This is a genomic window from Vicinamibacterales bacterium, from assembly GCA_041659285.1.
Taxonomy (GTDB): Bacteria; Acidobacteriota; Vicinamibacteria; order Vicinamibacterales; family UBA2999; genus 12-FULL-67-14b.
This window is the reverse complement of sequence record JBAZYO010000004.1, coordinates 177,632-198,839: the sequence shown is the minus strand read 5'-3', so window position 1 is coordinate 198,839 and position 21,208 is coordinate 177,632. Positions and strand designations below refer to the sequence as shown.

The 21,208-nt window shown below is 64.6% G+C and carries 21 protein-coding genes; 20 read left to right on the top strand and 1 reads right to left on the bottom strand.

From position 1 onward, the window contains the following. Nucleotide 1 precedes the first annotated feature (1 nt). The 20 genes from WC815_07960 (at nt 2) to WC815_07865 (ending at nt 19,790) form a co-directional block, all read left to right on the top strand. Nucleotides 2-1,150, top strand: a complete 1,149-nt coding sequence (locus WC815_07960) for an N-acetyl sugar amidotransferase (protein MFA5908696.1) — start codon at nt 2-4, stop codon at nt 1,148-1,150. Next, entirely contained in the window at nt 1,147-1,770 is a 624-nt protein-coding gene (hisH, locus tag WC815_07955) for an imidazole glycerol phosphate synthase subunit HisH (GenBank protein ID MFA5908695.1), read from the top strand. The genes WC815_07960 and hisH overlap by 4 nt, the downstream gene beginning before the upstream one ends. After that, nucleotides 1,764-2,546, top strand: a complete 783-nt coding sequence (locus WC815_07950) for an imidazole glycerol phosphate synthase cyclase subunit (protein MFA5908694.1) — start codon at nt 1,764-1,766, stop codon at nt 2,544-2,546. Before hisH ends, WC815_07950 begins: the two co-directional genes overlap by 7 nt. After that, the gene (gene pseG, locus WC815_07945; protein ID MFA5908693.1) at nt 2,543-4,054 is read left to right on the top strand and encodes a UDP-2,4-diacetamido-2,4,6-trideoxy-beta-L-altropyranose hydrolase; all 1,512 of its coding nucleotides are present in this window, start codon (nt 2,543-2,545) and stop codon (nt 4,052-4,054) included. Before WC815_07950 ends, pseG begins: the two co-directional genes overlap by 4 nt. After that, nucleotides 4,051-5,127: a pseudaminic acid synthase gene (gene pseI / locus WC815_07940; GenBank protein ID MFA5908692.1), complete on the top strand. Its 1,077-nt coding sequence runs from the start codon at nt 4,051-4,053 to the stop codon at nt 5,125-5,127. Before pseG ends, pseI begins: the two co-directional genes overlap by 4 nt. Next, nucleotides 5,124-6,407, top strand: a complete 1,284-nt coding sequence (locus tag WC815_07935) for a DegT/DnrJ/EryC1/StrS family aminotransferase (protein ID MFA5908691.1) — start codon at nt 5,124-5,126, stop codon at nt 6,405-6,407. The genes pseI and WC815_07935 overlap by 4 nt, the downstream gene beginning before the upstream one ends. Beyond that, a complete protein-coding gene (locus tag WC815_07930; protein MFA5908690.1) occupies nt 6,407-7,156 on the top strand; it encodes a glycosyltransferase family protein in 750 nt (249 codons plus the stop codon). The genes WC815_07935 and WC815_07930 overlap by 1 nt, the downstream gene beginning before the upstream one ends. After that, nucleotides 7,153-8,157, top strand: a complete 1,005-nt coding sequence (locus WC815_07925; protein ID MFA5908689.1) for a Gfo/Idh/MocA family oxidoreductase — start codon at nt 7,153-7,155, stop codon at nt 8,155-8,157. The genes WC815_07930 and WC815_07925 overlap by 4 nt, the downstream gene beginning before the upstream one ends. Then, nucleotides 8,154-9,254, top strand: coding sequence for a hypothetical protein (locus tag WC815_07920; protein MFA5908688.1), 1,101 nt, complete (start codon nt 8,154-8,156; stop codon nt 9,252-9,254). Before WC815_07925 ends, WC815_07920 begins: the two co-directional genes overlap by 4 nt. Further along, a complete protein-coding gene (locus tag WC815_07915; protein MFA5908687.1) occupies nt 9,239-9,568 on the top strand; it encodes a hypothetical protein in 330 nt (109 codons plus the stop codon). Before WC815_07920 ends, WC815_07915 begins: the two co-directional genes overlap by 16 nt. Before the next feature lie 53 nt (nt 9,569-9,621). Next, complete coding sequence (locus tag WC815_07910) at nt 9,622-10,311, top strand: formyltransferase family protein (protein ID MFA5908686.1); 690 nt, start codon at nt 9,622-9,624, stop codon at nt 10,309-10,311. Then, nucleotides 10,308-11,966 (top strand): hypothetical protein, encoded by a 1,659-nt coding sequence (locus WC815_07905; GenBank protein ID MFA5908685.1) that lies wholly within the window; start codon nt 10,308-10,310, stop codon nt 11,964-11,966. The genes WC815_07910 and WC815_07905 overlap by 4 nt, the downstream gene beginning before the upstream one ends. Before the next feature lie 11 nt (nt 11,967-11,977). Further along, the gene (locus tag WC815_07900) at nt 11,978-13,075 is read left to right on the top strand and encodes a Gfo/Idh/MocA family oxidoreductase (protein ID MFA5908684.1); all 1,098 of its coding nucleotides are present in this window, start codon (nt 11,978-11,980) and stop codon (nt 13,073-13,075) included. Between the two features lie 14 nt (nt 13,076-13,089). Beyond that, nucleotides 13,090-14,637 carry an N-acetylneuraminate synthase family protein gene (locus tag WC815_07895; protein MFA5908683.1) on the top strand — a complete coding sequence of 516 codons (1,548 nt, stop codon included), beginning with the start codon at nt 13,090-13,092 and terminating at the stop codon, nt 14,635-14,637. A gap of 67 nt (nt 14,638-14,704) precedes the next feature. Beyond that, nucleotides 14,705-15,352 carry an HAD family hydrolase gene (locus tag WC815_07890; GenBank protein ID MFA5908682.1) on the top strand — a complete coding sequence of 216 codons (648 nt, stop codon included), beginning with the start codon at nt 14,705-14,707 and terminating at the stop codon, nt 15,350-15,352. Between the two features lie 34 nt (nt 15,353-15,386). Continuing rightward, nucleotides 15,387-16,118, top strand: coding sequence for an acylneuraminate cytidylyltransferase family protein (locus tag WC815_07885; protein ID MFA5908681.1), 732 nt, complete (start codon nt 15,387-15,389; stop codon nt 16,116-16,118). Nucleotides 16,119-16,176: 58 nt separating this feature from the next. Then, nucleotides 16,177-16,881, top strand: coding sequence for a TylF/MycF/NovP-related O-methyltransferase (locus WC815_07880; protein MFA5908680.1), 705 nt, complete (start codon nt 16,177-16,179; stop codon nt 16,879-16,881). A gap of 92 nt (nt 16,882-16,973) precedes the next feature. Further along, nucleotides 16,974-17,714: a methyltransferase domain-containing protein gene (locus WC815_07875; protein ID MFA5908679.1), complete on the top strand. Its 741-nt coding sequence runs from the start codon at nt 16,974-16,976 to the stop codon at nt 17,712-17,714. Continuing rightward, the gene (locus WC815_07870; protein ID MFA5908678.1) at nt 17,714-18,943 is read left to right on the top strand and encodes a glycosyltransferase family 4 protein; all 1,230 of its coding nucleotides are present in this window, start codon (nt 17,714-17,716) and stop codon (nt 18,941-18,943) included. Before WC815_07875 ends, WC815_07870 begins: the two co-directional genes overlap by 1 nt. A gap of 97 nt (nt 18,944-19,040) precedes the next feature. After that, a complete protein-coding gene (locus WC815_07865) occupies nt 19,041-19,790 on the top strand; it encodes an FkbM family methyltransferase (GenBank protein MFA5908677.1) in 750 nt (249 codons plus the stop codon). Here the strand turns inward: WC815_07865 and WC815_07860 are convergent. Continuing rightward, nucleotides 19,770-21,170 (bottom strand): hypothetical protein, encoded by a 1,401-nt coding sequence (locus WC815_07860; GenBank protein MFA5908676.1) that lies wholly within the window; start codon nt 21,168-21,170, stop codon nt 19,770-19,772. The genes WC815_07865 and WC815_07860 overlap by 21 nt on opposite strands. Between the last annotated feature and the right edge of the window lie 38 nt (nt 21,171-21,208).

Below are 21,208 nucleotides of genomic sequence, written 5' to 3'. Positions count from 1 at the left end.
CATGCTGACTTACTGCGTTCGTTGCGTGATGCCGCACACCAAGCCCGATCTTCATATTGATGAAGAGGGGGTCTGCAGCGCCTGCCGTTTCATCGAGCAGAGGCACGCGATCGACTGGAATCGGCGCCAACAGGAACTCATGGACCTGCTGAACGGCTACCGCCGCTACGGCGCCAATTGGGACTGCATTGTCCCGGTAAGCGGCGGCAAGGACAGCACTTACCAGGTCATCCGGATGCTGCAGTTCGGGCTCAACCCGCTGTGTGTCACGGCGACGACCTGTGACTTGTCGGAGCTGGGCCGGCGCAACATCGAATCGCTGAAGCGCCTCGGTGTCGACCACGTGCAGTTTTCGCCCAACCCGCTGGTGCGGGCCAAGCTCAATCGCATCGGCCTGACCGAGGTCGGTGACATCTCGTGGCCCGAGCATGTCGGCATCTTCACGATCCCGGTCCGCGCCGCGGTGCAGTATCAGGTGCCGCTCATCATCTGGGGCGAGAACTCGCAGAATGAATACGGCGGGCCGGCCGCGGACTCGGCCAACAACGTCCTCAGCCGGCGCTGGCTCGAGGAGTTCGGCGGGCTCCTCGGGATGCGGGTCTCCGACCTGTCCGAGGCCTACGGCATTGAGCCGCGCCATCTACTGCCGTACCAATATCCGAGCGAGCAAGACCTGCAGCGCGTAGGCGTGACCGGGCTCTTTCTCGGCTATTACCTGCCCTGGGACGGCCTCTCCAACGCACTGATCGCGCAGGCCAACAGCTTCGCGACATTCGAGGGACCGGTCGAAGGCTCGATCGTCAACTACGAGAACCTCGACAACCACCAGACCGGCATCCACGACTACTTCAAGTTCCTCAAGTTCGGCTTCTCGCGGGCGACCGACATCGCCTGCCTGCACGTCCGCCGTGGTCGCATCACGCGCCAAGACGCGCTGGCCATGGTCAAGGCGCGGGACGGACGGTTTCCCTGGACCTATCTGGGCAAGCCGCTGAAGGACATCCTCGAGCCGCTGGAGATGTCGGTCGAAGAGTTCATCCGCATCTGCGACCGCTTCACCAACAAGAAGCTGTTCAAGCGAGACGGCTCCGGCGCGCTTGTCAAAGATCGCCACGGCAACCTGTCGAAGGTGAACGACGACAACCCATGAGAGTCGCGATCGTCAACTACGGAATGGGTAACCTGGCCTCGGTGCGGCGTGCGCTCGAGGACCTGGGCGCCGACGCATTTGTCGCCGCCGCCCCGGCGTCGCTGGCCGACGCCAATCGCATTGTTCTCCCGGGCGTTGGCGCGTATTCCGAGGGGATGAAAGGGCTCGCCGCCGGTGGCTGGCTAGCGGCGTTGCACGATGCCGTTGGGCAGCAGCGCAAGCCCCTGCTCGGCATCTGCTTGGGCATGCAGATGCTGGCGTCGGGCAGTGACGAAGGCGAAGCGGTCCCAGGGTTGGGGTTCGTGCCCGGTCAGGTGAAGCGGCTCGATACCATCGGCTGCCGGTTGCGCGTGCCTCACGTCGGTTGGAACGAAGTGCGCTATCGCGCCGACGACGAGCTGTTCGCGGGAATTCCGGACGGGTCTGACTTCTATTTCGTCCACAGTTACGCCGTGGTGCCGGCGATGGCCGCGCACTTGCTCGCGACCACGCCGTACGGCTGCGAGGTCTCGGCGGCGGTGCGGAACGGCAACGTCTTCGGCACGCAGTTTCATCCGGAGAAGAGCTCGAAAGCCGGCCGGCAACTGTTGCGTAACTTCCTGGACTATCGCCCGTGCTGAAGACCCGCATCATCCCGACGTTGCTGTGGAAGGACGCCGGACTGGTCAAGGGCGTCGGGTTCGACAGCTGGCGCCGCGTCGGCCCGGTGCTGCCCGCGATCAAGGTCTACAACGCGCGCGACGTCGATGAGTTGATCCTGGTTGATATCACCGCGACTGGCGGCGGCCGGGCGCCGGACTACGACGCGATTGCCGACTTCTCCGAAGCCTGCTCGGTACCCATGACCGTCGGCGGCGGCATCACGCGCCTGGAGCACATCGTCTCGCTGTTGCACGCCGGCGCCGACAAGACTGCGATCAACACGGCGGCCTACCGGGACCCCGGACTGGTTGACGCCGCCGCGGGCCGCTTTGGCGCGCAGTGCGTGGTCGCCAGCATTGATGTCCGCCGGCACGCCGATGCGGAGTATCGGTGCTATAGCCATTGCGGCACGGTCGACACCGGACGCGAGCCGGTGGCCTGGGCGCAAGAGTTGGCGTCGCGAGGCGCCGGCGAGATCCTCCTGACCTCGATCGAACGCGATGGCACGATGCAAGGCTACGACCTTGAGTTGATCGCGCGCGTGGCGGCGGCCGTGAGTATTCCGGTAATCGCCTCCGGCGGCGCCGGCAACACCCAGCACCTGGTCGACGCCGTCCTCAAGGCCGGCGCCTCGGCGGTGGCCGCGGCGAGCATGTTTCATTTCACTGAGCAGACCCCCGCGGCCGCCAAGGCGGCCCTTGCCGCGGCCGGCATTCCGGCGCGCAAGAACTACGCGGGCGTGCGCGCGTCATGAACATCGCGTTTCGTGTCGACGTGACTCCGGCGATGGGCACCGGGCACCTGATGCGGTGCCTGACGCTGGCCACCGGGTTGCGCCAGCGTGGCGACCAGGTCCGCTTCGTTGGTCGCGTGCCGGATTACCTGCGCCAGTTGCTGTCCGATCAACAGTGCGAATACACCGGGCTGGACGCGCCGGCGGCGGGCGAGTGCGGCGACGAGCTTGCTCATGCCCGGTGGTTGGACGGCAGCCAGGCGGGCGACGCCGAACGCACCGCGCGCGCCCTCGCCGATCGGAGGTGGGATTGGATCGCGGTCGACCACTACGCCCTGGATCACCGATGGGAGTCGCCCCTGCGCCAGCTGGCTCCCCGAATTCTTGCGGTCGACGACCTGGCCGATCGCATCCACGACTGTGACGTCCTGCTCGACCAGAATCTCTACACCAACGCCGACGCGCGCTATCACGGCAAAGTGCCGCGGCCGTGCCAGGTGTTGCTCGGTCCCCGCTACGCGCTCTTGCGCGACGAGTTTCGCCGGGGCCGCGAGCAGTTGGCGCCGCGGACCGGCGCCATTGGCAGGGTGCTGGTCAACTTCGGTGGCGTCGACGCCGGCAACGCGACGTTGCGGGCCATCGACGCGTTGATCGCGACCGGCGAGACCAAGGTGGCCGTGGACGTGGTGATTGGACGCGAGCATCCATTTCGCCACGACATCGAGGCTCAGTGCAGCCGCCACGGCTTCGCCGTGCATGTGCAGACCACAGCGATGGCCGAGCTGATGGCAGCCGCTGACCTGGCGATTGGCGCCGGTGGCACGGCGATTTGGGAACGTTGCTGCATGGGTTTGCCGGCACTGACGTTTGCGGTGGCCGACAACCAGCGGCAGCAAGTGGATGACGCCGCGGTGGCCGGCTTGCTCTATGCGCCGGCCGCGGTTGAAGGCGAGCCAATGCCAATTGCCGTGCACCTCGCCGCACTCGTTCGCAACCCTCGCCTGCTGCAGTTGATTGCGCGCCAGGGGCAGGCCGCCGTCGACGGCCGGGGCGTGGCGCGAGTGATCCGCCGCCTCGCAGCAGGCGCCGTGACGGTGCGTGGGGCCACGCCTTCGGACTCCGGCGCCCTGCTGGCCTGGCGCAACGATCCATCGGTCCGGCTGTTGTCACGCAACCGCGCCCTGATTGACCCGCACGATCACCATGAGTGGTTCGCTGCCGCGCTTCGTAATCGTGATCGCGTGCTGCTGGTTGGGGAGATCGACCGTGTCGCGGTTGGCGTCGTCCGATTCGACGTTGCCGCGGAAACGGCCGAGGCCTCGATCTACCTGGCTCCCGAGCATCAGGGCTCGGGCCTCGGTCCCGGGTTGTTGCTCGCCGCCGAGCGGCGGCTGGCGGCGGTGCGACCCGAGGTGCGCATGATTACGGCGGAAGTGCTGGGCGGCAACGAGCGGTCGCAGCGCCTGTTCGCCGGTTGCGGCTACGACGTGCAATCGACGCAGTTCGTCAAGGCGGTACCGACACCATGAGCGATCGCATTCACATTGCCGGGCGCGCCATCGGCGGCGGTGAGCCGCCCTACGTCATCGCCGAGATGTCCGGCAACCATAACGGCGACATCACGCGCGCCTTCGCCTTGATGGCGTCGGCGAAGGCAGCCGGCGCCGACGCGGTCAAGCTGCAGACCTACACGGCCGACACCCTGACGCTCGATCACGATGGCCCGGAGTTCACGATCCGGGAAGGCACCTGGGCCGGACGCCGCTTGTACGAGCTGTACCAGGAGGCGCATACGCCCTGGAGTTGGCACCAGGCGCTGTTCGAGAGAGGGCGAGAGCTGGGGATTACCGTCTTCTCGTCGCCGTTTGATCCGACTGCCGTCGACTTCCTGGAATCGCTCAACGCGCCGGCCTATAAGATCGCCTCGTTCGAGAATATCGACCTGCCGCTCATCGAGTACGTGGCCGCGACCGGCAAGCCGATGATCATCTCGACCGGCATGGCCGATCAGGACGAGATCGCCGAGGCCGTGTCGGCGGCTCGGCGCGGCGGCTGCCGCGAACTGGCGCTGCTGCACTGCATCAGCGGCTATCCGACACCCGCCGACGCCAGTAACCTGCGGACCATGGTTGACCTGGCGGCGCGCTTTGGCACCGTCACCGGCCTGTCGGATCACACACTCAGCACCGCCGTGTCGACCGCCGCGGTGGCGCTGGGCGCGGCGATTGTCGAAAAGCATTTCACCCTGAGGCGCGCCGATGGCGGGCCCGATGCCTCGTTTTCGCTCGAACCCGACGAACTGCGACGGCTGGTGGACGATTGCCGCACGGCATACGTCGCGCTCGGGCAGGTCAGCTACGAGCAGCCGCCGTGCGAAACCGCCAGCCGCGTGTTCCGCCGCTCCCTGTATGTGGTCGCCGACATCGCGGCCGGCGAGCGCCTGACGCCCGCCAACGTCCGCTCCATTCGCCCTGGCTTCGGCGCGCCGCCGAAGTCGCTGCCGGCCGTGCTCGGACGCGTCGCCAGGCGTGCGCTCAAGCGGGGCACCCCACTGTCGCTGGAGGACGTCGCCACCGGCGCTTCCGAGGAGACAACATCGTGAACGAATTGGCCTTGTTTGGCGGACCGCGGGCCGTCGATGTCCCGCTGGCCCCTTACAGCAGCATTGGCGACGAGGAAGTCGCCGCCGTCACGCGGGTCGCGCGGACCGGCAAGCTGTCGTGCTTCATCGGCGCCTGGTGCGATGACTTCGACGGCGGCCCTGAGATCAAGGCGTTCGAGCGCGCATGGGCGGAGACATATCGGACGCGTCACGCAATCACGGTCAACTCGAACACCTCCGGCCTGATTGCCGCACTGGGTGCCATCGGCCTCAGCCCCGGCGACGAGGTGATCGTCCCGCCCATGACCATGTCGGCGACCGTCGTGGCGCCGCTGTTCTACGGCGGCATTCCGGTGTTCGTCGACATGGAGCCCGAGACGTTCTGTCTCGACCCGCGGCTCGTGGCCGCGGCGATTACGCCGAAGACCCGCGCCATCATGGTGACCGACCTGTTCGGCCACCCGGCGGCGTTGCACGAACTGCGGGCGCTGGCCGACCGTCACGGCATCTACCTGATTGAAGACGCCGCGCAGGCCCCGCTCGCCAGCGAGCACGGACGCTATGCCGGCACCATCGCGCACATCGGCATCTTCAGCCTCAACTATCACAAGCACATTCACACCGGTGAAGGCGGCGTCTGCGTCACCGATGACGACGACCTGGCGCTGCGGCTGCGCGCGATTCGCAATCACGGCGAGAACGTCGTCGATCCGCTGAAGATCGCCGATGCCACGAACCTCATCGGCTTCAACTTCCGGCTTACCGAGCTCGGCGCGGCGATCGGCATCGAGCAGCTGAAGAAGGCCGATCGGCTCGTCGACGATCGCGTCCGCATCGCCGACGCGCTCTCGACCGCCACGCGCGGCCTGTCCGGTCTGACGCCCCCGCTGGTGCGCGAGGGCTGCCGTCACGTCTATTACGTCTGGGCGGCGCGCTACGATGCCGACGCCACCGGCGTGCCGCGTTCGACGATCGCCGAGGCGCTCAACGCGGAGGGCGTGCCGGTGTGGGAAGGATACCTGGAGCCCCTCTACATGCTGCCGGCGTTCCAGCGCCGCATCGCCATTGGCCGCGACGGCTGGCCGTTCACCCTCACCGACCGCAGCTACGCTCGTGGCCTGTGCCCGGTGGCCGAACGGCTGTACGAGCGGGAAATCCTCGAGTTTGCGATTTGCTCGCATGCGCTGGCGGCCCCGGATCTCGACCGGGTGATTGCCGCGTTCCACAAAGTCTTTGCGCGTCTCGACGCGTTGGCGGCGCACGCCGCCGCCACGCCCTGATGGCCGGTCCGAAAGTCGTCGCCAGCATCGAAGCCCGGATGGGCTCAACCCGCCTGCCGGGGAAGGTGCTGCACGACATCGACGGCAAACCGGCGCTCGGCCGCCTCGTGCATCGGCTGCGCCAGTGCCGGAGCCTCAACGACGTCATCGTCGCCACGTCGACGGCGGCTGGTGACGACCCCATCGCGGCGTGGTGTGCCGGCAACGGTGTGCGCTGTTTTCGCGGCAGTGAAGACGATGTGCTCGGCCGCGTGGTTGGCGCGCACCAGTCGGCCGGTTCCGACCTCATCGTCGAGATCACGGGGGACTGTCCGCTCACGGACCCGGCAATCGTGGATCTCGGCGTCGAGACGTTTCTGGCGAACGACGTGGATGTCGTCACCAATTGCGGTTCGATCCTGACCTGGCCCATGGGCCAGTACGTGCAGGTCTTTCCGTTGGCGCTGCTGGATGAAATCAACCGGACCAGCGCCGACCCAGCCGTCCACGAACACGTGTCGTTGTATTTCTACGAGCATCCTGAGCGCTATCGCATCCTCAACCTGGTGGCACCGAGCGGGTGGGAGGCGCCACAGTGGCGAATGCAGCTCGACTATCCAGAAGATCTGCAGTTTCAGGAAGAGGTGCACCGGCGGCTGACGGCGACGCACGGCGACGCCTTCGGCATCGAGCCCCTCATGGTCCTGCTGCGTGCGCATCCCGAGTTGGTGCAGATCAACCTGCACTGCGAGGAGAAGGCCGCGCGGTGAAGCGCTGGCGGACTGCCGTCGTGGGTTTCGGCCGCATTGCCGCCGGTTACGCCGACGACCCGGCGCAGTCTCGGTGGTATCCCTTTGCGTCGCATGCACAGGCGCTGCGCGCACACCCCGCGTTTGACTGGGTGGCCGTGGTCGATCCTGCCAGGGCCGCCTTGTCGTCGGCCACCACCCGATGGGGGATCACCGAGGTTGCGGCATCGGTTGATGATCTCGCGAACGCCGGCGACATCGAGGTGCTCGTGTTGGCGACACCGCCGGATGCGCGGCAGGGCGTTCTCGACCGCTTCCCCCGGTTGCGGGCCGTGATCACCGAGAAGCCGCTGGGTAGCAATCTCCGTGAGGCAGAGGAGTTCGTCGCCGAGTGCCGGCGCCGGCAGGTACTGGTCGCCGTCAACCTGCCGCGGCGCTATGATGCCGACTTGCGGGGTTGGGCCGCTGGCGGCATGCAGGAGCGCGTCGGTTCGCCCATGGCGGTGTTTGGCACCTATGGCAACGGGATTCGCAACAACGGCACCCACCTGGTCGATCTGGTCCGGATGCTGTTCGGGACCGTGGCGTCGGCCGGCGTCGTGAGTGGAACCACGCCGTTCCACGAAGGGCCGATTGCCGGCGATCTGAACTTTCCATTTTCACTGGTGATGACAAGCGGCCTGGCGGTCATGGTCCAGCCGCTGCGATTCGCCCACTACCGCGAAGTGAGCCTGGACATCTGGGCCGAACGAGGGCGGCTGCAGCTTGTGCATGAAGGCCTGACGGTGATTCAGGCGCCGGTGGCAGCCAATCGGCAATTGAGCGGCGCCCAGGAAATCGCCCACGACCAGCCGACCGTCGCCACCTCCTCCGTCGGCCGTGCGTTGTACGGCCTGTACGAGAACCTTGCCGAGGTGCTGGACGGCCGAGCCGCGCTGCATTGTTCGGGCGACGAGGGGCTGGAGACCATGCGGGTCGTGGAGGGCCTGGTGGCGGCGGTTTCGCCGGCCGGTCGATCATGATCCTGCTGTATGCGGATGACCCGGGCGGCGCCAACTTTCTCGCACCGCTGCCCGCCGCGCTCGCCGGCACGGGCTTGCCCTCCCGCTTCGTCGTCGATCCGGCGCTCGCCGCCTACGCCCGCGATCGCGCGATGCTGGCCATTGACCGCAAGATGGACGCGACGCCCGAGCAGTTGCTCGCGGGGGTGTCGCTGCTGGTCGTCGGAACGTCCGAGAATCCCGATTGCTTCGGACACCAGCTCACGGCCGGTGCGCGGCGTCTGGGCATCCCGTCACTGGGCGTGATCGACATGGAGGTCAACGCTGGCCGCCGATTCCGCGGTGCCAGCGACATGCCGCTGACGCACGCGCCCGATGCGCTGGCAGTACCGGACGCCGGCACGCGCGACGCGTTTGCCGGCCTCGGCTTTCCCGCAAGTCAGATCTATGTCTGCGGGCACCCGCACTTCGACCGTGTCCGCGAGCGCCGGATTGAGTTCCTGGCGCAGGACCGTGACCAGCTTCGTCGCCAGTGCTTCCCCGGGGCCCCGGCCGATCGGCCGGTGTGGCTGTTCGTAGCGGAAGGGGTTGACCAGTTGAATCCGTCGGCGTCGTTCCGATCCGAGCGCTATACGCTTGCTGGCCGGGGTGACACCGATTTTCGCGCGGCGATTGTGCTCGAAGAGGTGCTCGACGCGGCAAGGGACCTGTCGCCGCGGCCGTGGATCGTCCTGCGGTTACATCCGAAAAGCCGGCTTGAAGATTTCGATGTCTGCCGTGCCGAGATCGACGCCGTCAGTACTGGCGGGGATCCGCTTCCGCTCGTCTGGGCGGCCGACCTCGTGATCGGGATGACGAGCATGCTTTTGTTCGAAGCCGGCCTGTTGGGCCGGCCACACGTTGCGGTCGTGCCGCGAGTCGAAGAGCGGCACTGGTTGCCGGCGTTGGCGGCGGTCCTGACACCGTCGGTGTCGACGCGCGAACAGCTGTCGGCTTTTCTTGCTGCCCCACCGTCAGGCGCCGGCGACGCGGCGGTGCCCGACCACAGCACCGAACGTGTGGTCCAAGCTGTCGTTCATTGTCTGTCCCAGAGGAGAGCTACATGCTCGCCGCCTTGAAGAACGTCATTACCGATCGCCGCTTCCGCCACAGCATCGAGCAGCGACGGCGCCTGGAAGTGGTCAGCTGGAAAGACTCCCGGATGATCTTTGCCGACCGTCGCGTTTCGGTGGAGCAGCCCACCGGCGAGACGGGCCTGGTGCTGGCCTTTCGGAACAACACCATCCACAAGGGTGGCTTTCCCGCCGCCACGCGCGTTCGTTACGTGAGCGTCTTTCACGTTTGCCCGAGCACGTCGCCACTGGCGCACGATACCTGCTGCCGCTTCCGGGCGGCGAACACCGGCGCGCTGCCGGCGGAACTTGCATCTTGAACGAGCCTCGACAATCTCCGGCGGCCCCTGCAGGCGCTGATCGGCGGTTCGCCGTGTTGGCGACCTACGATGCGCCGCTACTGGGGCCGCTGCTGGATGGCCTGCACGCGCAGGCGGCCGTCCCAACCGCGATCATTCTCGACAGCGTGCAGATGAGCGAGAAAGACCGGCGCTTCCACGACGAGCGGACCGGCGGCCGCTTGCCTTGGCGGCCCCTTCACGACGTGGCCGCCGGCATTCCCGTCTACTTCGTGGAGTCGCACAAGGACGAGACGACGCGGAACCTGGTCGCCTTGCTCGCGCTGGATTTCATGGTGAACTGTGGAACGCCTCGCATCCTCGATGCGCCGATCCTGTCGAGCACGAGCCTGGGCGTGTTGAACTGCCACCCAGGGCGGCTGCCCGACTATCGAGGCTGCAACTGCCCCGAGTGGGCGGTGCTGAACGATGATCCCGTCTGCAACACGGTTCACCGCATGTCAATCGGGATCGACGAGGGCCCGGTACTCCTGATCGAGCCGGCGTCGTTCTCTCGGCCGTGCCGCTACCAGGACATGCGCGTCGCGGTCTACCAGCAGGGCATGCACCTGTTGGCGCGCGCGGCGCGTGGCCTGCAAGAAGGCCGCCTCGGCGCCGCGGACTTCGTCGCCCAAGCCGAAGGCGTCTATCGCAAGCCTCTCGATCGCGCAGCCATGGATGAAGTGGTGCGTAAACTGGAACAGGGCAGCTACACGCCAAAGTGACCACCCCATCCCTCCCGCGCCCCTTCGATCGCGGCCTGCGCCGGCTCGTTTCTGGAGCCAGACAGCTGTCGCCGGCCGCAGCCGTGCGGCGCATCAAGACCGACCGGCAGCGCAGCTCCTTCGAAGCGCAGCTGGCCCGCCTGACCGCGAATAGTCTCGTCGAACCGGCAGCCATCGGCCCCGGACCGGTTCTGGTCGACGGCACGTTCGACAACCCCAACTACTGGATGCGGTATAGCCTGTTGCGCGCGGCCTGTGGCCTGGCATCACGGCAGGAGGTGGGCCTGACCGGCCCCTGGCGCCGCCGCGAAGCCGCGCGGACTTTTCAGCGCCTCGGCATTTCCGCGCTCGCCGACGGCCGCATCGACGTGGGGCCATTTCGCGCCGCGGCCCAGGCGCTGCTCGCCGGCACCACCGACGCCCGCGCCATCATGGACTGGCAGTTGCCCGAAGGCTTGCCGGGCAGCATCCTCTACGACGGCTTGCTCAAGCGCCAGCGGGCCGCCAGCGTGAGCCTTGGGCACCCACACCTTCTCGACCATGTCGCGGAGGCGCTTGGGGAGCTTGATTTCGCCGCGCGCCTCGTCGCGTCGCGACCGTGGTCGCTGTTCGCGTTGAGCCACGCGATCAATTTCCGATACGGCGCGCTGGCCTGGACGGCTGCCCGTCACGGCATTCCGGTAGTCGTCTGTTTCGGCAACTACGGCACGCCTCGCTATTGGCGGGTCGACTCGCCGGCCGACGTCTTCGACAGTGTCGACCGGCCGACGGGGGCGGTGCTCGATGCGCTGCCGGCGGCGCGCGCCGGCGCGCTCACCGCGACAGGTGCAGAGTATCTCCGCCGCCGCCTCGCGGGGCTGACCGATGACATCGGCTCGATCTACGCGTTTCAGCGCAACAACCAGGTTGTCGACCGCGCCGCGATTGCGTCGGCTATGGCGTGGCCGCTCGATCGGCCGATCGTGACAGTCTACGCGTCCAACTGGTTTGACTTTCCTCACGCCGCCGGGATGACGCAGTATCGCGACTTCCTCGACTGGACGCAGGTCACGCTCGCCGCGGCCTGCGCGTATAAAGGCGCCAGCTGGCTATTTCGCGCCCATCCTTGCGATCAATGGTACGGCGGCGAAACCCTGTCCGATGTGATGCCGACTGAGGCACCGCCGCACGTGCGCCTGTGCCCGACGGCGTGGCACGGCGCGCACGTCATGGCGGCCAGCGATGCGGTGATTACCGTCCACGGCACCGTCGGCATCGAGGCCGCCATGATCGGCAAGCCGGTGATGGTCGCCGACGTCGGCTGGTATCACGATTGCGGGTTCACGGTGTGGCCGAAGACTGCAGCCGCGTATGCCGCGCTGGCGCAGTCGCCTTGGTGGCGCGATGTCGATACGGCCACCGCGAGCAGCCGGGCAGCAGCCTTTGCGGGCATCTACTTCGGCGCGCCGGCGTGGCAGCCGCCGCTGGTCTCTGGCGACGACTCCGAACAAGGCGGCCTGTACCAGCGCCTCATCGCGTGGCTGGCCGAGCGGCCGCCGGCGCTCGCCAGGGAGCTCGAAACGATTGCCGCGTGGATGGCATCGGGCGAGCGTTTCTACCATACATATAAAATGCGTACGACGGATTCTTACACGCTCACGAACGTGCACGATTGAACGGACGATACATGTATAAAGTCAAAGTCTTCGGCGCCGGCTCCATCGGCAATCACCTTTCCAATGCTTCGCGCAGCCTCGGCTGGTCGGTGGACCTGTGCGACATCGATCCGGCGGCCCTCGCTCGCACGCGCGACCAGATCTACCCCGCCCGCTACGGCAAGTGGGACGAAGCCATCCGTCTCTTCGAGTCCAAGGACGCGCCGACCGGTGGCTACGACCTGATCTTTGTCGGCACGCCTCCCGACAGCCACCTGGCCTTGGCCGTGGCGGCGGTGCGCGAGCGGCCGAAGGCCATCCTCGTCGAGAAACCCTTTTGCACACCCGACCTGGACGGAGCCCAGGCGCTTGTCGAGACTGCCCGCGAGCACGGTGTCGCCATCTTCACCGGTTACGACCACGTGGTCGGAAAGGCCAGCGAGGAATTTGGCCGTGCGGTGGCCGCGGGTGCGCTCGGCCCCATCGAAACACTGGACGTGGAGTTCCGCGAGTACTGGGGCGGCATTTTTGCGGCCCATCCCTGGCTCAACGGACCGGCCGACACCTATCTGGGATTCTGGCGGCGTGGTGGCGGGGCGAGCGGCGAGCACTCCCATGCCGCCAACCTCTGGCAGCATTTTGCTCATGCCCTCGGCGCCGGCCGCATCATCGAGGTCGCCGCGATGATGGATTTCGTCGACGATGGCCAGGTCAACTATGACAAGCTGTGCGTGCTGCAGGTGCGGACAGAGAGTGGGCTGGTCGGCCGGATCGTGCAGGACGTTGTGACCAGTCCGCCGCGGAAGTGGGCGCGTGCCCAGGGCCGCGATGGCTATGCGGAATGGCATTGCGCGTTCAAGCCAGGCGTCGACGCCGTGCTTCGTGGCAACGGCAAGGGCCAGAACGACGAGAAGTTGTTCGAGAAGACGCGGCCGGCCGATTTCATCCAGGAGCTGCAGCACATCGCCGCCAGCCTGGCAGGTGACCCGGCGGCATCGCCGATCTCAGGAACCCGCGGCCTTGACACGATGCTGGTGGTCGCGGCCGCGCACAAGTCAGTCAACGAGCGTCGCACGGTGGCCATCGACTACACCGCCGGCTACACGCCGGCCTCGCTCAAGACCCTGTGACGCCAGGACAAGCCATGAGAGACGACTTCAATTTCAGCGACCTGTTCGTCCTCGACCTGGCGAACAACCACCAGGGTAGCGTCGAACACGCCCTGCGCATCATCCGCGAGTGTGGCGAGGTGGTCCGTCGCCAGCAGGTGCGCGCGGCGTTCAAGTTCCAGTTCCGAGATCTCGACACGCTGGTGCATCCCGCGCACAAGCAGGGCAGCAGCAACAAGCACATTCCGCGGTTCCTCTCGACACAGCTTGGTCGTTCGCAGTTCCAGACGCTGTTTGAAGCCGCGCGCGCGGAGGGCATGCTGACGATGTCCACGCCATTTGACGAAGCCTCGGTCGACGTCATCAGAGAGATGGGCTTCGACATCATTAAAGTGGCCAGTTGCTCGGCCAAGGACTGGCCGTTGCTCGAGAAGGTGACCGGCGCCAACTTGCCGGTAATCGTTTCCACCGGTGGCCTGCAGATTGGGGACATCGACAGCCTGGTCAGCTTCCTCGACCACCGAGGTGCCGACTTCGCGATTATGCACTGTGTCTCGATCTATCCGACGCCGCGCGACCAGTGCAACTTGCAGCAGATCGACGTGCTCCGGGAGCGTTACCGGAATCACGTGATCGGTTGGTCGACCCACGAGGATCCCGCTGACACGGTGCCCGTGCAGATTGCCGTGGCCAAGGGGGCGCGCATCTTCGAGCGCCACGTGGGCATTGCCGACGGCGATATCAAGTTGAACGCCTATTCTTCGACGCCAGAGCAGGTCAATCGCTGGATCGAGGCCTGCAACACCGCCGCGCTTCTGTGCGGCGGGACCCAGCGGAAGATCAGCGCCGTCGAGCAGGAGTCGCTCGACTCACTGCGCCGCGGCGTCTATGCGGCCGCGCCGATCAGGCAGGGCGAGATCATCGAACGGGAGCACGTGTACTTCGCGATGCCCTACGAGCCGGGGCAGCTCGAGAGCGGCCAGTGGAAAGCCGGCATCGTGGCCGGCGCTGATGTCGCGCCTGACGGACCGCTGCTGCTGAGTCAGCTATCGATTCCCGAGAACTCTGACGCCCTCGTCATCAAGGAAGCCGTGCACGAAGTGAAGGCGCTTTTGAACGAAGCGCGGGTCGAGCTCAACACCGAGTTCGAGGTTGAGTACTCCCATCATTATGGGATCCTGCGGTTTCGCGAATACGGCGCGGTGATCATCAACTGCATCAACCGCGAGTACTGCAAGAAGATCATCGTCCAGCTTCCCGGGCAGAGGCACCCAGCCCACTACCACAAGTTGAAGGAAGAGACATTCCAGCTGCTGCACGGTGACCTCACCGTGAGCGTGGAAGGCCGGATCCGCGCTTTGACGCCGGGAGAGACCCTGCTCGTGATGCCAGGCGTGTGGCACAGCTTCTGGACCGAGGACGGGTGCGTGTTCGAGGAGGTCTCGACTACGCATTTCAACAACGACTCGGTCTATAAGGATGCCGCAATCAACAAGCTCCAGCGACATGAGCGCAAGACGGTCGTCGACCATTGGGGACGATTCCAGTTGCCTGGGAAGCTTCACCGGGCGCCAACCGCGTGAGTCGAACTCTTGATGACGGCCGCGCTGGTCGGGTGGACCAGCGCACGCGGTGTCCTGAAGACCTTGCATGATTCGCTGCGTCGCGTTCGACTTCGACGGCACGCTCGTCGACTCCAATCGCATCAAGCAGGAGCTCTTCTTCGAGGTCGCCGCGGCCTTCTCCGGCAGCGTGTCGGCGATGGGCGATGTGCTTCGGGAGACTCGTGGTGACCGCTTTGAGATCTTCCGGCGATTCATCGAACGTTCACCGGAGCTCCTGATACCAAATGCGGCCGATCCGGCGGCGGCGCTGGCCGCCGAGTACACCCGCCGGTGTGAATGCGCAATCGCGGTCTGTGCCACGATTCCCGGAGCCGAGCGTCTCCTCGACGGCCTGCGCAGCCAGCGGGTCATGGCGGCCGTGGTTTCGGCGACGCCCACCGTCCCCTTGGAGTCGGTGATCGCCCGGCGAGGATGGCAACCGCGGTTTGCCTATGTCCTGGGCGATGCCGCGGACAAGGCTGTGTCCCTTCGGCAGCTGGCCGCCAAGGCCGGCCTCGGGCCGCACGAAATCGTGATGGTGGGTGACCGGCAAGTGGACAAGGCCGGCGCCGCGTCATTCGGCTGCGCGTTCGTCGGGGTGACGCGCCCGGACAGCGATTTCACAGAGCCACCGACGTGGTCCGTGACGGATCTGGGCGGGGTCATGCGGCTCATCGGACTGGAGGACCGCTGATGGTGGTTTTCGAGCAAGGCCGAGGGAGGCAGTATTGATCCGCAAACGGCGCATCTTGGCAGTGGTCCCTGCCCGCGGAGGCAGCCAAGGCATACCGCTGAAGAACCTTCGTCCGGTGCTGGGCCTCTCCATGGTCGCGCGGGTCGGCGATGTCGTGCGAGCCCTGCCAATCATCGACCGCGCCGTGGTCTCTACCGACCATGAGGGTATCGCCGCCGCCGCGGAGGCCTCGGGATTGGCGGCGCCCTTTCGGCGGCCAGAACACCTTTCGGGACCGACGATCGGCGATTGGGATGTTCTCGCCCACGCTCTCCAGGAGACCGAGCGGATCGACGGTGTCCGTTTCGACATCGTCGTGATGCTCCAGCCGACATCGCCCCTTCGCCGCCCTGAGCACGTCGAGGCGGCCATTGACATGCTGGTTGAGGGAGGTTGGGACTCCGTTTGGACGCTCTCTGAAACCGATTCGAAGGCCCATCCGCTGAAGCAGCTGACGATTACGGACGGTCGATTGGGCTACTATGACGAAGCGGGGAAGCAAGTGGTCGCGCGGCAGCAACTGGCGCCGGTGTATCACCGCAATGGCGTCGCCTACGCGATCACTCGCGACTGCCTGCTGAATCAAGCCAGCATCATGGGAGCACGTTCGGGGGGGCTGGTCCTGGATGGAACCTTCATCAGCATCGATACGGAATGGGACATCGCACTCGCGGAATTTGTGATGCGCCGCCTCGGCTGGCGCGAAGGCTCGACCTCGGCCAGTTGAGCCTCGCCGTGGCGCTGGGCGTTTAGTCACCGGCAAGAAACTCATCTAAGGAGCACAAGTGGATCAAGGCGACGCGAAGGCGGCCACGGGCAGCGTATTCGAAGACAAGAAGCCATCGGCGGTTGGCCACACGCAAGCGGCATCGCTCGTGCCCGAATTGAATCTGACCGAAGCAGTACGATTTCACTATTTCAGTGACATCTTCAGGCAGGTCAGGGACCTGGATGGAGACATCGTCGAATGTGGTGTCGGTTGGGGGCGCAGCCTGCTCTATCTTGCTCTCTTGACGCGAATCGAGAACAAGGGACGTCGGCTCTGGGGGTTTGATTCGTTCGAGGGCTTTCCTGAGCCCGGCGAGCACGACCGTAGTCCGCGGAATCCAAAGAAGGGAGAATGGAAGTCGGACCTCCTCTCCGTCCAGTCACTCCTCGCCAATTCAGGCCTTGACGAGGTCTTTGTCCGATCGCAGGTGACATTGGTCAAAGGCTTTTTCAATGAGTCTCTGCCGAAGTATTCCGGCGATCAGATTGCCCTGCTTCACGCGGACGCCGACCTCTACGAGTCCTACAAGAGCATCTACGATTCACTCTTCGAACGAGTGGTGCCCAACGGCATTATCATGTTTGACGAATACATGAATACGTTCGAGCACGCGAAATGGCCAGGGGCCAAGATGGCGATCGACGAGCTGTTCCTCGAACGCGCCGATCTGCGAAGAGATCCCGGCTCAGGGAAGTACTACGCGATCAAGCGACGCTGTTGAACAATTCGGCAAGGGCGTCGGCTCGGCAAGGGGGGCAGGCCCGGGAACAGCCGATCTCACCCTTGGCATTCCCCGAGATACTGAGCATTAGAATGAATAACACCGGATTTGACGCGGCGAGTTACCGAGAGATCAACGAGGCGCGCTGGCGCTTCTTTGAACCATGGATCCGGCGCCTCGTGGAGACGGCTGGTTTACGACATGTCATCGATGTTGGCGCGGGAGCAGGCTATTTTTCGGAGAAGCTGGCGGCGCTCGGGCTGAGTGTGACCGCAACTGATGGCAGAGCTGATAACGTGGCTGAGATAGCCAGACGCTACCCAGGATTGCGGACGGAGGTTGTCGACATCCAGAAGCCACAGGCTCTGGAGCCGTTTCAAGATGCGGACATGGTCTTCTGTGCGGGACTCTTGTACCACCTCGACAATCCTGTGGCGGCATTAAGAAGCTTGGGAGCAGTTGCCGCCCGCGTGATGATCATCGAAACGCAGTTGATACCAGATAAGGGCCCCTTCCTGCGATTGGTGGAGGAAGGCGCCTCAGATACACAAGGCCTTGATCATTTGGCTCTCGTGCCCTCGCAAGTCACGCTCGTCCGGCTTTTGCACCTCTTCGGCTGGAAGCACGTATACCTTGTGCCTGGCCATCCCGATCATTGGCAGTTTCACGAGACGCGTCGACACCATAGGCTTCGTTCGGTATTTGTCGCTTCTCGTGAGCCCTTGGCAATCCCTGATCTCAGGTTGCTGAACTCCAAGAAAGAGGGTAAAGGCTTCCAGGAAAAGCCGCAGGGCATCGTGACGCGCCTCGTCAGGAAGCTCCGCGGCAATTGATGGTACGCGACACGACCAAACCACATCGCATTCGCCGAGTCCTACTCGTGTCGGCGGATGGCATTGCTCCCAATCCGACCGGAAGCGGCAATCGGGCGATTCGTTGGGGGTTGCTGGACGGGTTGATTCGCTGCCACGTGGACGTCGGATTCTATGTGGCGGCGGCGCCCGGGCGGCACGCGGCAGATTTCGATTCCGCAAACGCTCATTTCAGTCAGAACGGAGCGCGGTTTTGGCTGGACCAGCCAGGCCCGGTGGTATCGAGCGACAGTGTGGCGGCGCTGAGCAACGCCCTCAAGACTTTTCAGCCTGACCTTGTTCTTGCCTATGGACTTGAGCCGCTAAGACTGGTCCGTGCGACCGGCTTCGTCGGGCTGGTCGGTGTGATGTCGATTGACCTCGAGCACATAGGTGGGCTTCATCGTTATGTCTATAACCTGCGGTTCGGGAGGGCCAAGCAGAGGCTCAAGTCGCTTCTGCAGACGCCATTGGTCGTTGCGACGGCCTTGCAGTTGCGATACGAGATGGGCCGTGACTATCCCAAAGCTGATCTGGTCGTCAATCACGCTGCCAATCACGCCAATTGGCACCGCGCTCATCATGGCCGGCCGACACTGTACACGCCCAACCCGATGGCCCCGGTGTCCGGAGGGTTGTGCCAGGATGTCCCGAAGACTCCAGCTCGGTTTCTCCTTGTTGGTGGCATCGGTGGGATTGCGACCCTGACTGGACTGGCGTGGTTTGCGAAACGGGTTTACCCGCTGATTGAGGCCGCTATTGCAGGCGGAGAGATCGAGGTGTACTTGGTGGGTCGCGGCCAACTTGAGCCGTCGCTTGACAAGCTGATGCCTCGGGTCGTGCGCCGCGGCTACGTCGACGACTTGAAAGAGGAGATGAGAGGGGTCACCGCACTGCTGGTGCCAACGCCAATCCCGCTGGGTTTCCGCACGCGGATCCTTGACGCATTCCGCCACCGCGTGACAGTGGTGGCGCACCGGGCCAACTCCGCCGGCATGCCGGAACTGGAGCACGGGCGCAATGCACTGCTCGCAGCGACACCCGATGAGTTTGCCAGTGCGATGATGCAGTTGAGGCAGGCGCCCGCGGATGCGGTGCAGCTTGCGCGAGCCGCGTATGAGCAGTTCGAAGCCGGTCTCAATGGAGCAGCAACGGCCCAGCGAATCCTTGAGTTCTCGCACGAAGTTCTCGCCAAGAGGACGAATGATTAGAGCGATCAGCGTACAGGCGCCGTCCCAGGTTCTGGTTCGACTCCGGGATCGGTTTTGGCCGACTCACCGTCTCGCAGTAAGGACGGAATTTGGAGTGTTGCCGTACCACAAGAACGACCTTGTCGTTGCCGGGCTCCTTCGTGGCACGTTTGAACCGGAAGAGCAACACCTCATGCGCACCCTCCTGCCATACTGTCGAGGCATGGTGGACGTTGGCGCCAACCTTGGATTGTACGCGTTGCTGGCGTCTCGCCTGATGCCGCCGAATGCGCCGATCGCGGCCTTTGAGGCCTCGCCGATTGAGTACGCGAAGCTGGCTTGGACAATTCACCGGAACCAGTTGGCGAACGTCCAGGCGGTCGCAGCCGCAGCCAGCGACAAAGACGGCAGGGCGACGATTCATCAGAGTTTGTCGGGTGCGGGCGCTCTCAACCGTCTTGATCGCGCAGCCAAGTCATCGGGCCAGTGGGAGCAAGTTGAGGTCCCCATGCTCACTCTCGACACCTGGGCCGGCTTACATCCCGGAATCACGGTTGATCTTCTCAAGATCGACGTTGAAGGGCATGAGTTGCCGGTCTTGATGGGCGCCGACGACCTGATCCGTAGATTCCGACCAGTAGTCCTGATCGAGGTCAATGCCGCGCGTGCGTCTGAGCGATCGACCCCCAGCCAGATTTGGGACTATCTGGCCGTTCGTGGCTACCGGTGGTTCGCGATTGATGAAGGCAAGGCACAGGTCCGCCAGGTCACCAAGCCAGGGGACTGCGTCAACTACCTGGCGGCGCCGGTCGAGCCTCTCGCGAATGCCCGGTTGAACGAAGCGCTCTCAGGTCTCCTGCTCGGGTGACCCGCTGTTCCGGGTCCGCTCGCCCAGCGCGTGCCGGACCAAGCCGTCGACTGCGGACGCGTAACCATCTGGTGTCGACTGGACGAAATAGGCCGCTGCCGCCTGAGCTACTGAGGCGCGCTCCCCACCAGCTGGGTCGAGGAGGCACTCGCGGGTTGCGGCGATGAGGTCTGGCATGGTCCGAACCGGCCCGCAGCGCGTCCGGTCGAAGAACTCTTGCATGAAACTCATGTTCGCCATTGTTCTCAGAAAGAAATTCCTGTCGATGTCTTCCTCGGGCAAGTAGGCAATCACGGGTTTGCTGTGCATGACCGCTTCGAGCAAGATCGTTGAGATTGGCGAGATCAGGAGATCGCAAGCAGACAAGATGGAGTGCGTATATTCCGTGTCCGGAGTGTAGATGATGGTCGAATTCACGCGGGAGCTTCGGTAGTAATCGGCCATCTCCGGATCCATCGTCGTGTGCTTCCACGTCTGAGCGAAGAAGTCGGACTCACCGGAAATGACGCCTCGCCACGGGTGTGGACGAAACAAGATATGGCATTCTGGCAAGTCGCCCCTCTCGATGGCCTGCTCAAGTGCGATTAGGTGCTGCACCTCCTTGACGCCCTTGCTAGATCCCGCGTACAGCACCAGCTTCTTGTCTTCGCTTATCCCGCAACCTCGGCAGACTTCCGAACGTGAGCTTTGAGGGCGGTCGCGATAGAGATCGAACTGCGCGGCGCCGTACGGCATAATCCTGTCGAGCGGCATCCCGAGATGTCGGTGAGCCAGGCGCCGCGTCTGTTCGCCCCAGACCACCAACCAGTCCGGTTGGCCGCAGGTCATGGCCTTGACGGCCGGGTTGTCCCAGGAGTTCATCAGGAAGATGGTCGGCACGGAGTGTTCGCGGCCCCATCGAATCAGATCGGAAACAAAGAGACCTTCGAGCACCGTTGGGTGCACTATGACGTCGGGGGCGAGCTCGCTCATGAGCTGCTCAAAGGTCGAGCTGTTGCCGATGTTACGGAGCGCGTAGTGGCGATAGATGCTGTACAGCCCTGGCAGGGACATCAACCATGTTTGCCAGAACGCTCGGGGCCGGAGGGTCTCCTTCCAAAAGCCGTAGATCTGGGCCTGGTTCTCGGCATCTCCGCGCCTGGCGCGACGAAGCACCTCATGCTGATACAGTCTCCTCCAAAGATAGGCTCTACGCTCGTCGACTTTGAACAGCCTGACCTTCTTCAGGCCAAGCGATGTGACATCCGAGCGAACACGCCGGTGACCCTCTGGAACCACGAAGGTGACCTCGTGACTGGCTTGCAGGGTCTGCAGGATGCCAGTGGCCAGAAAGTGTCGAATGACGATGTCGTGGTCGATGAAAATCGAAATTCTGGCCATATCAATCCCGCGGTGCGTGTCGTCTCTACGATAGCTCA

Bases quoted from the DNA above. Each gene is read 5' to 3' on its own strand.
- WC815_07875 (MFA5908679.1), top strand. From the start codon at position 16,974: ATGAATAACACCGGATTTGACGCGGCGAGTTACCGAGAGATCAACGAG.
- WC815_07870 (MFA5908678.1), top strand. From the start codon at position 17,714: ATGGTACGCGACACGACCAAACCACATCGCATTCGCCGAGTCCTACTC.
- WC815_07920 (MFA5908688.1), top strand. From the start codon at position 8,154: ATGATCCTGCTGTATGCGGATGACCCGGGCGGCGCCAACTTTCTCGCA.
- WC815_07895 (MFA5908683.1), top strand. From the start codon at position 13,090: ATGAGAGACGACTTCAATTTCAGCGACCTGTTCGTCCTCGACCTGGCG.
- pseG (MFA5908693.1), top strand. From the start codon at position 2,543: ATGAACATCGCGTTTCGTGTCGACGTGACTCCGGCGATGGGCACCGGG.
- WC815_07890 (MFA5908682.1), top strand. From the start codon at position 14,705: ATGATTCGCTGCGTCGCGTTCGACTTCGACGGCACGCTCGTCGACTCC.
- hisH (MFA5908695.1), top strand. From the start codon at position 1,147: ATGAGAGTCGCGATCGTCAACTACGGAATGGGTAACCTGGCCTCGGTG.
- WC815_07960 (MFA5908696.1), top strand. From the start codon at position 2: ATGCTGACTTACTGCGTTCGTTGCGTGATGCCGCACACCAAGCCCGAT.
- WC815_07930 (MFA5908690.1), top strand. From the start codon at position 6,407: ATGGCCGGTCCGAAAGTCGTCGCCAGCATCGAAGCCCGGATGGGCTCA.
- WC815_07860 (MFA5908676.1), bottom strand. From the start codon at position 21,170: ATGGCCAGAATTTCGATTTTCATCGACCACGACATCGTCATTCGACAC.
- WC815_07915 (MFA5908687.1), top strand. From the start codon at position 9,239: ATGCTCGCCGCCTTGAAGAACGTCATTACCGATCGCCGCTTCCGCCAC.
- pseI (MFA5908692.1), top strand. From the start codon at position 4,051: ATGAGCGATCGCATTCACATTGCCGGGCGCGCCATCGGCGGCGGTGAG.
- WC815_07900 (MFA5908684.1), top strand. From the start codon at position 11,978: ATGTATAAAGTCAAAGTCTTCGGCGCCGGCTCCATCGGCAATCACCTT.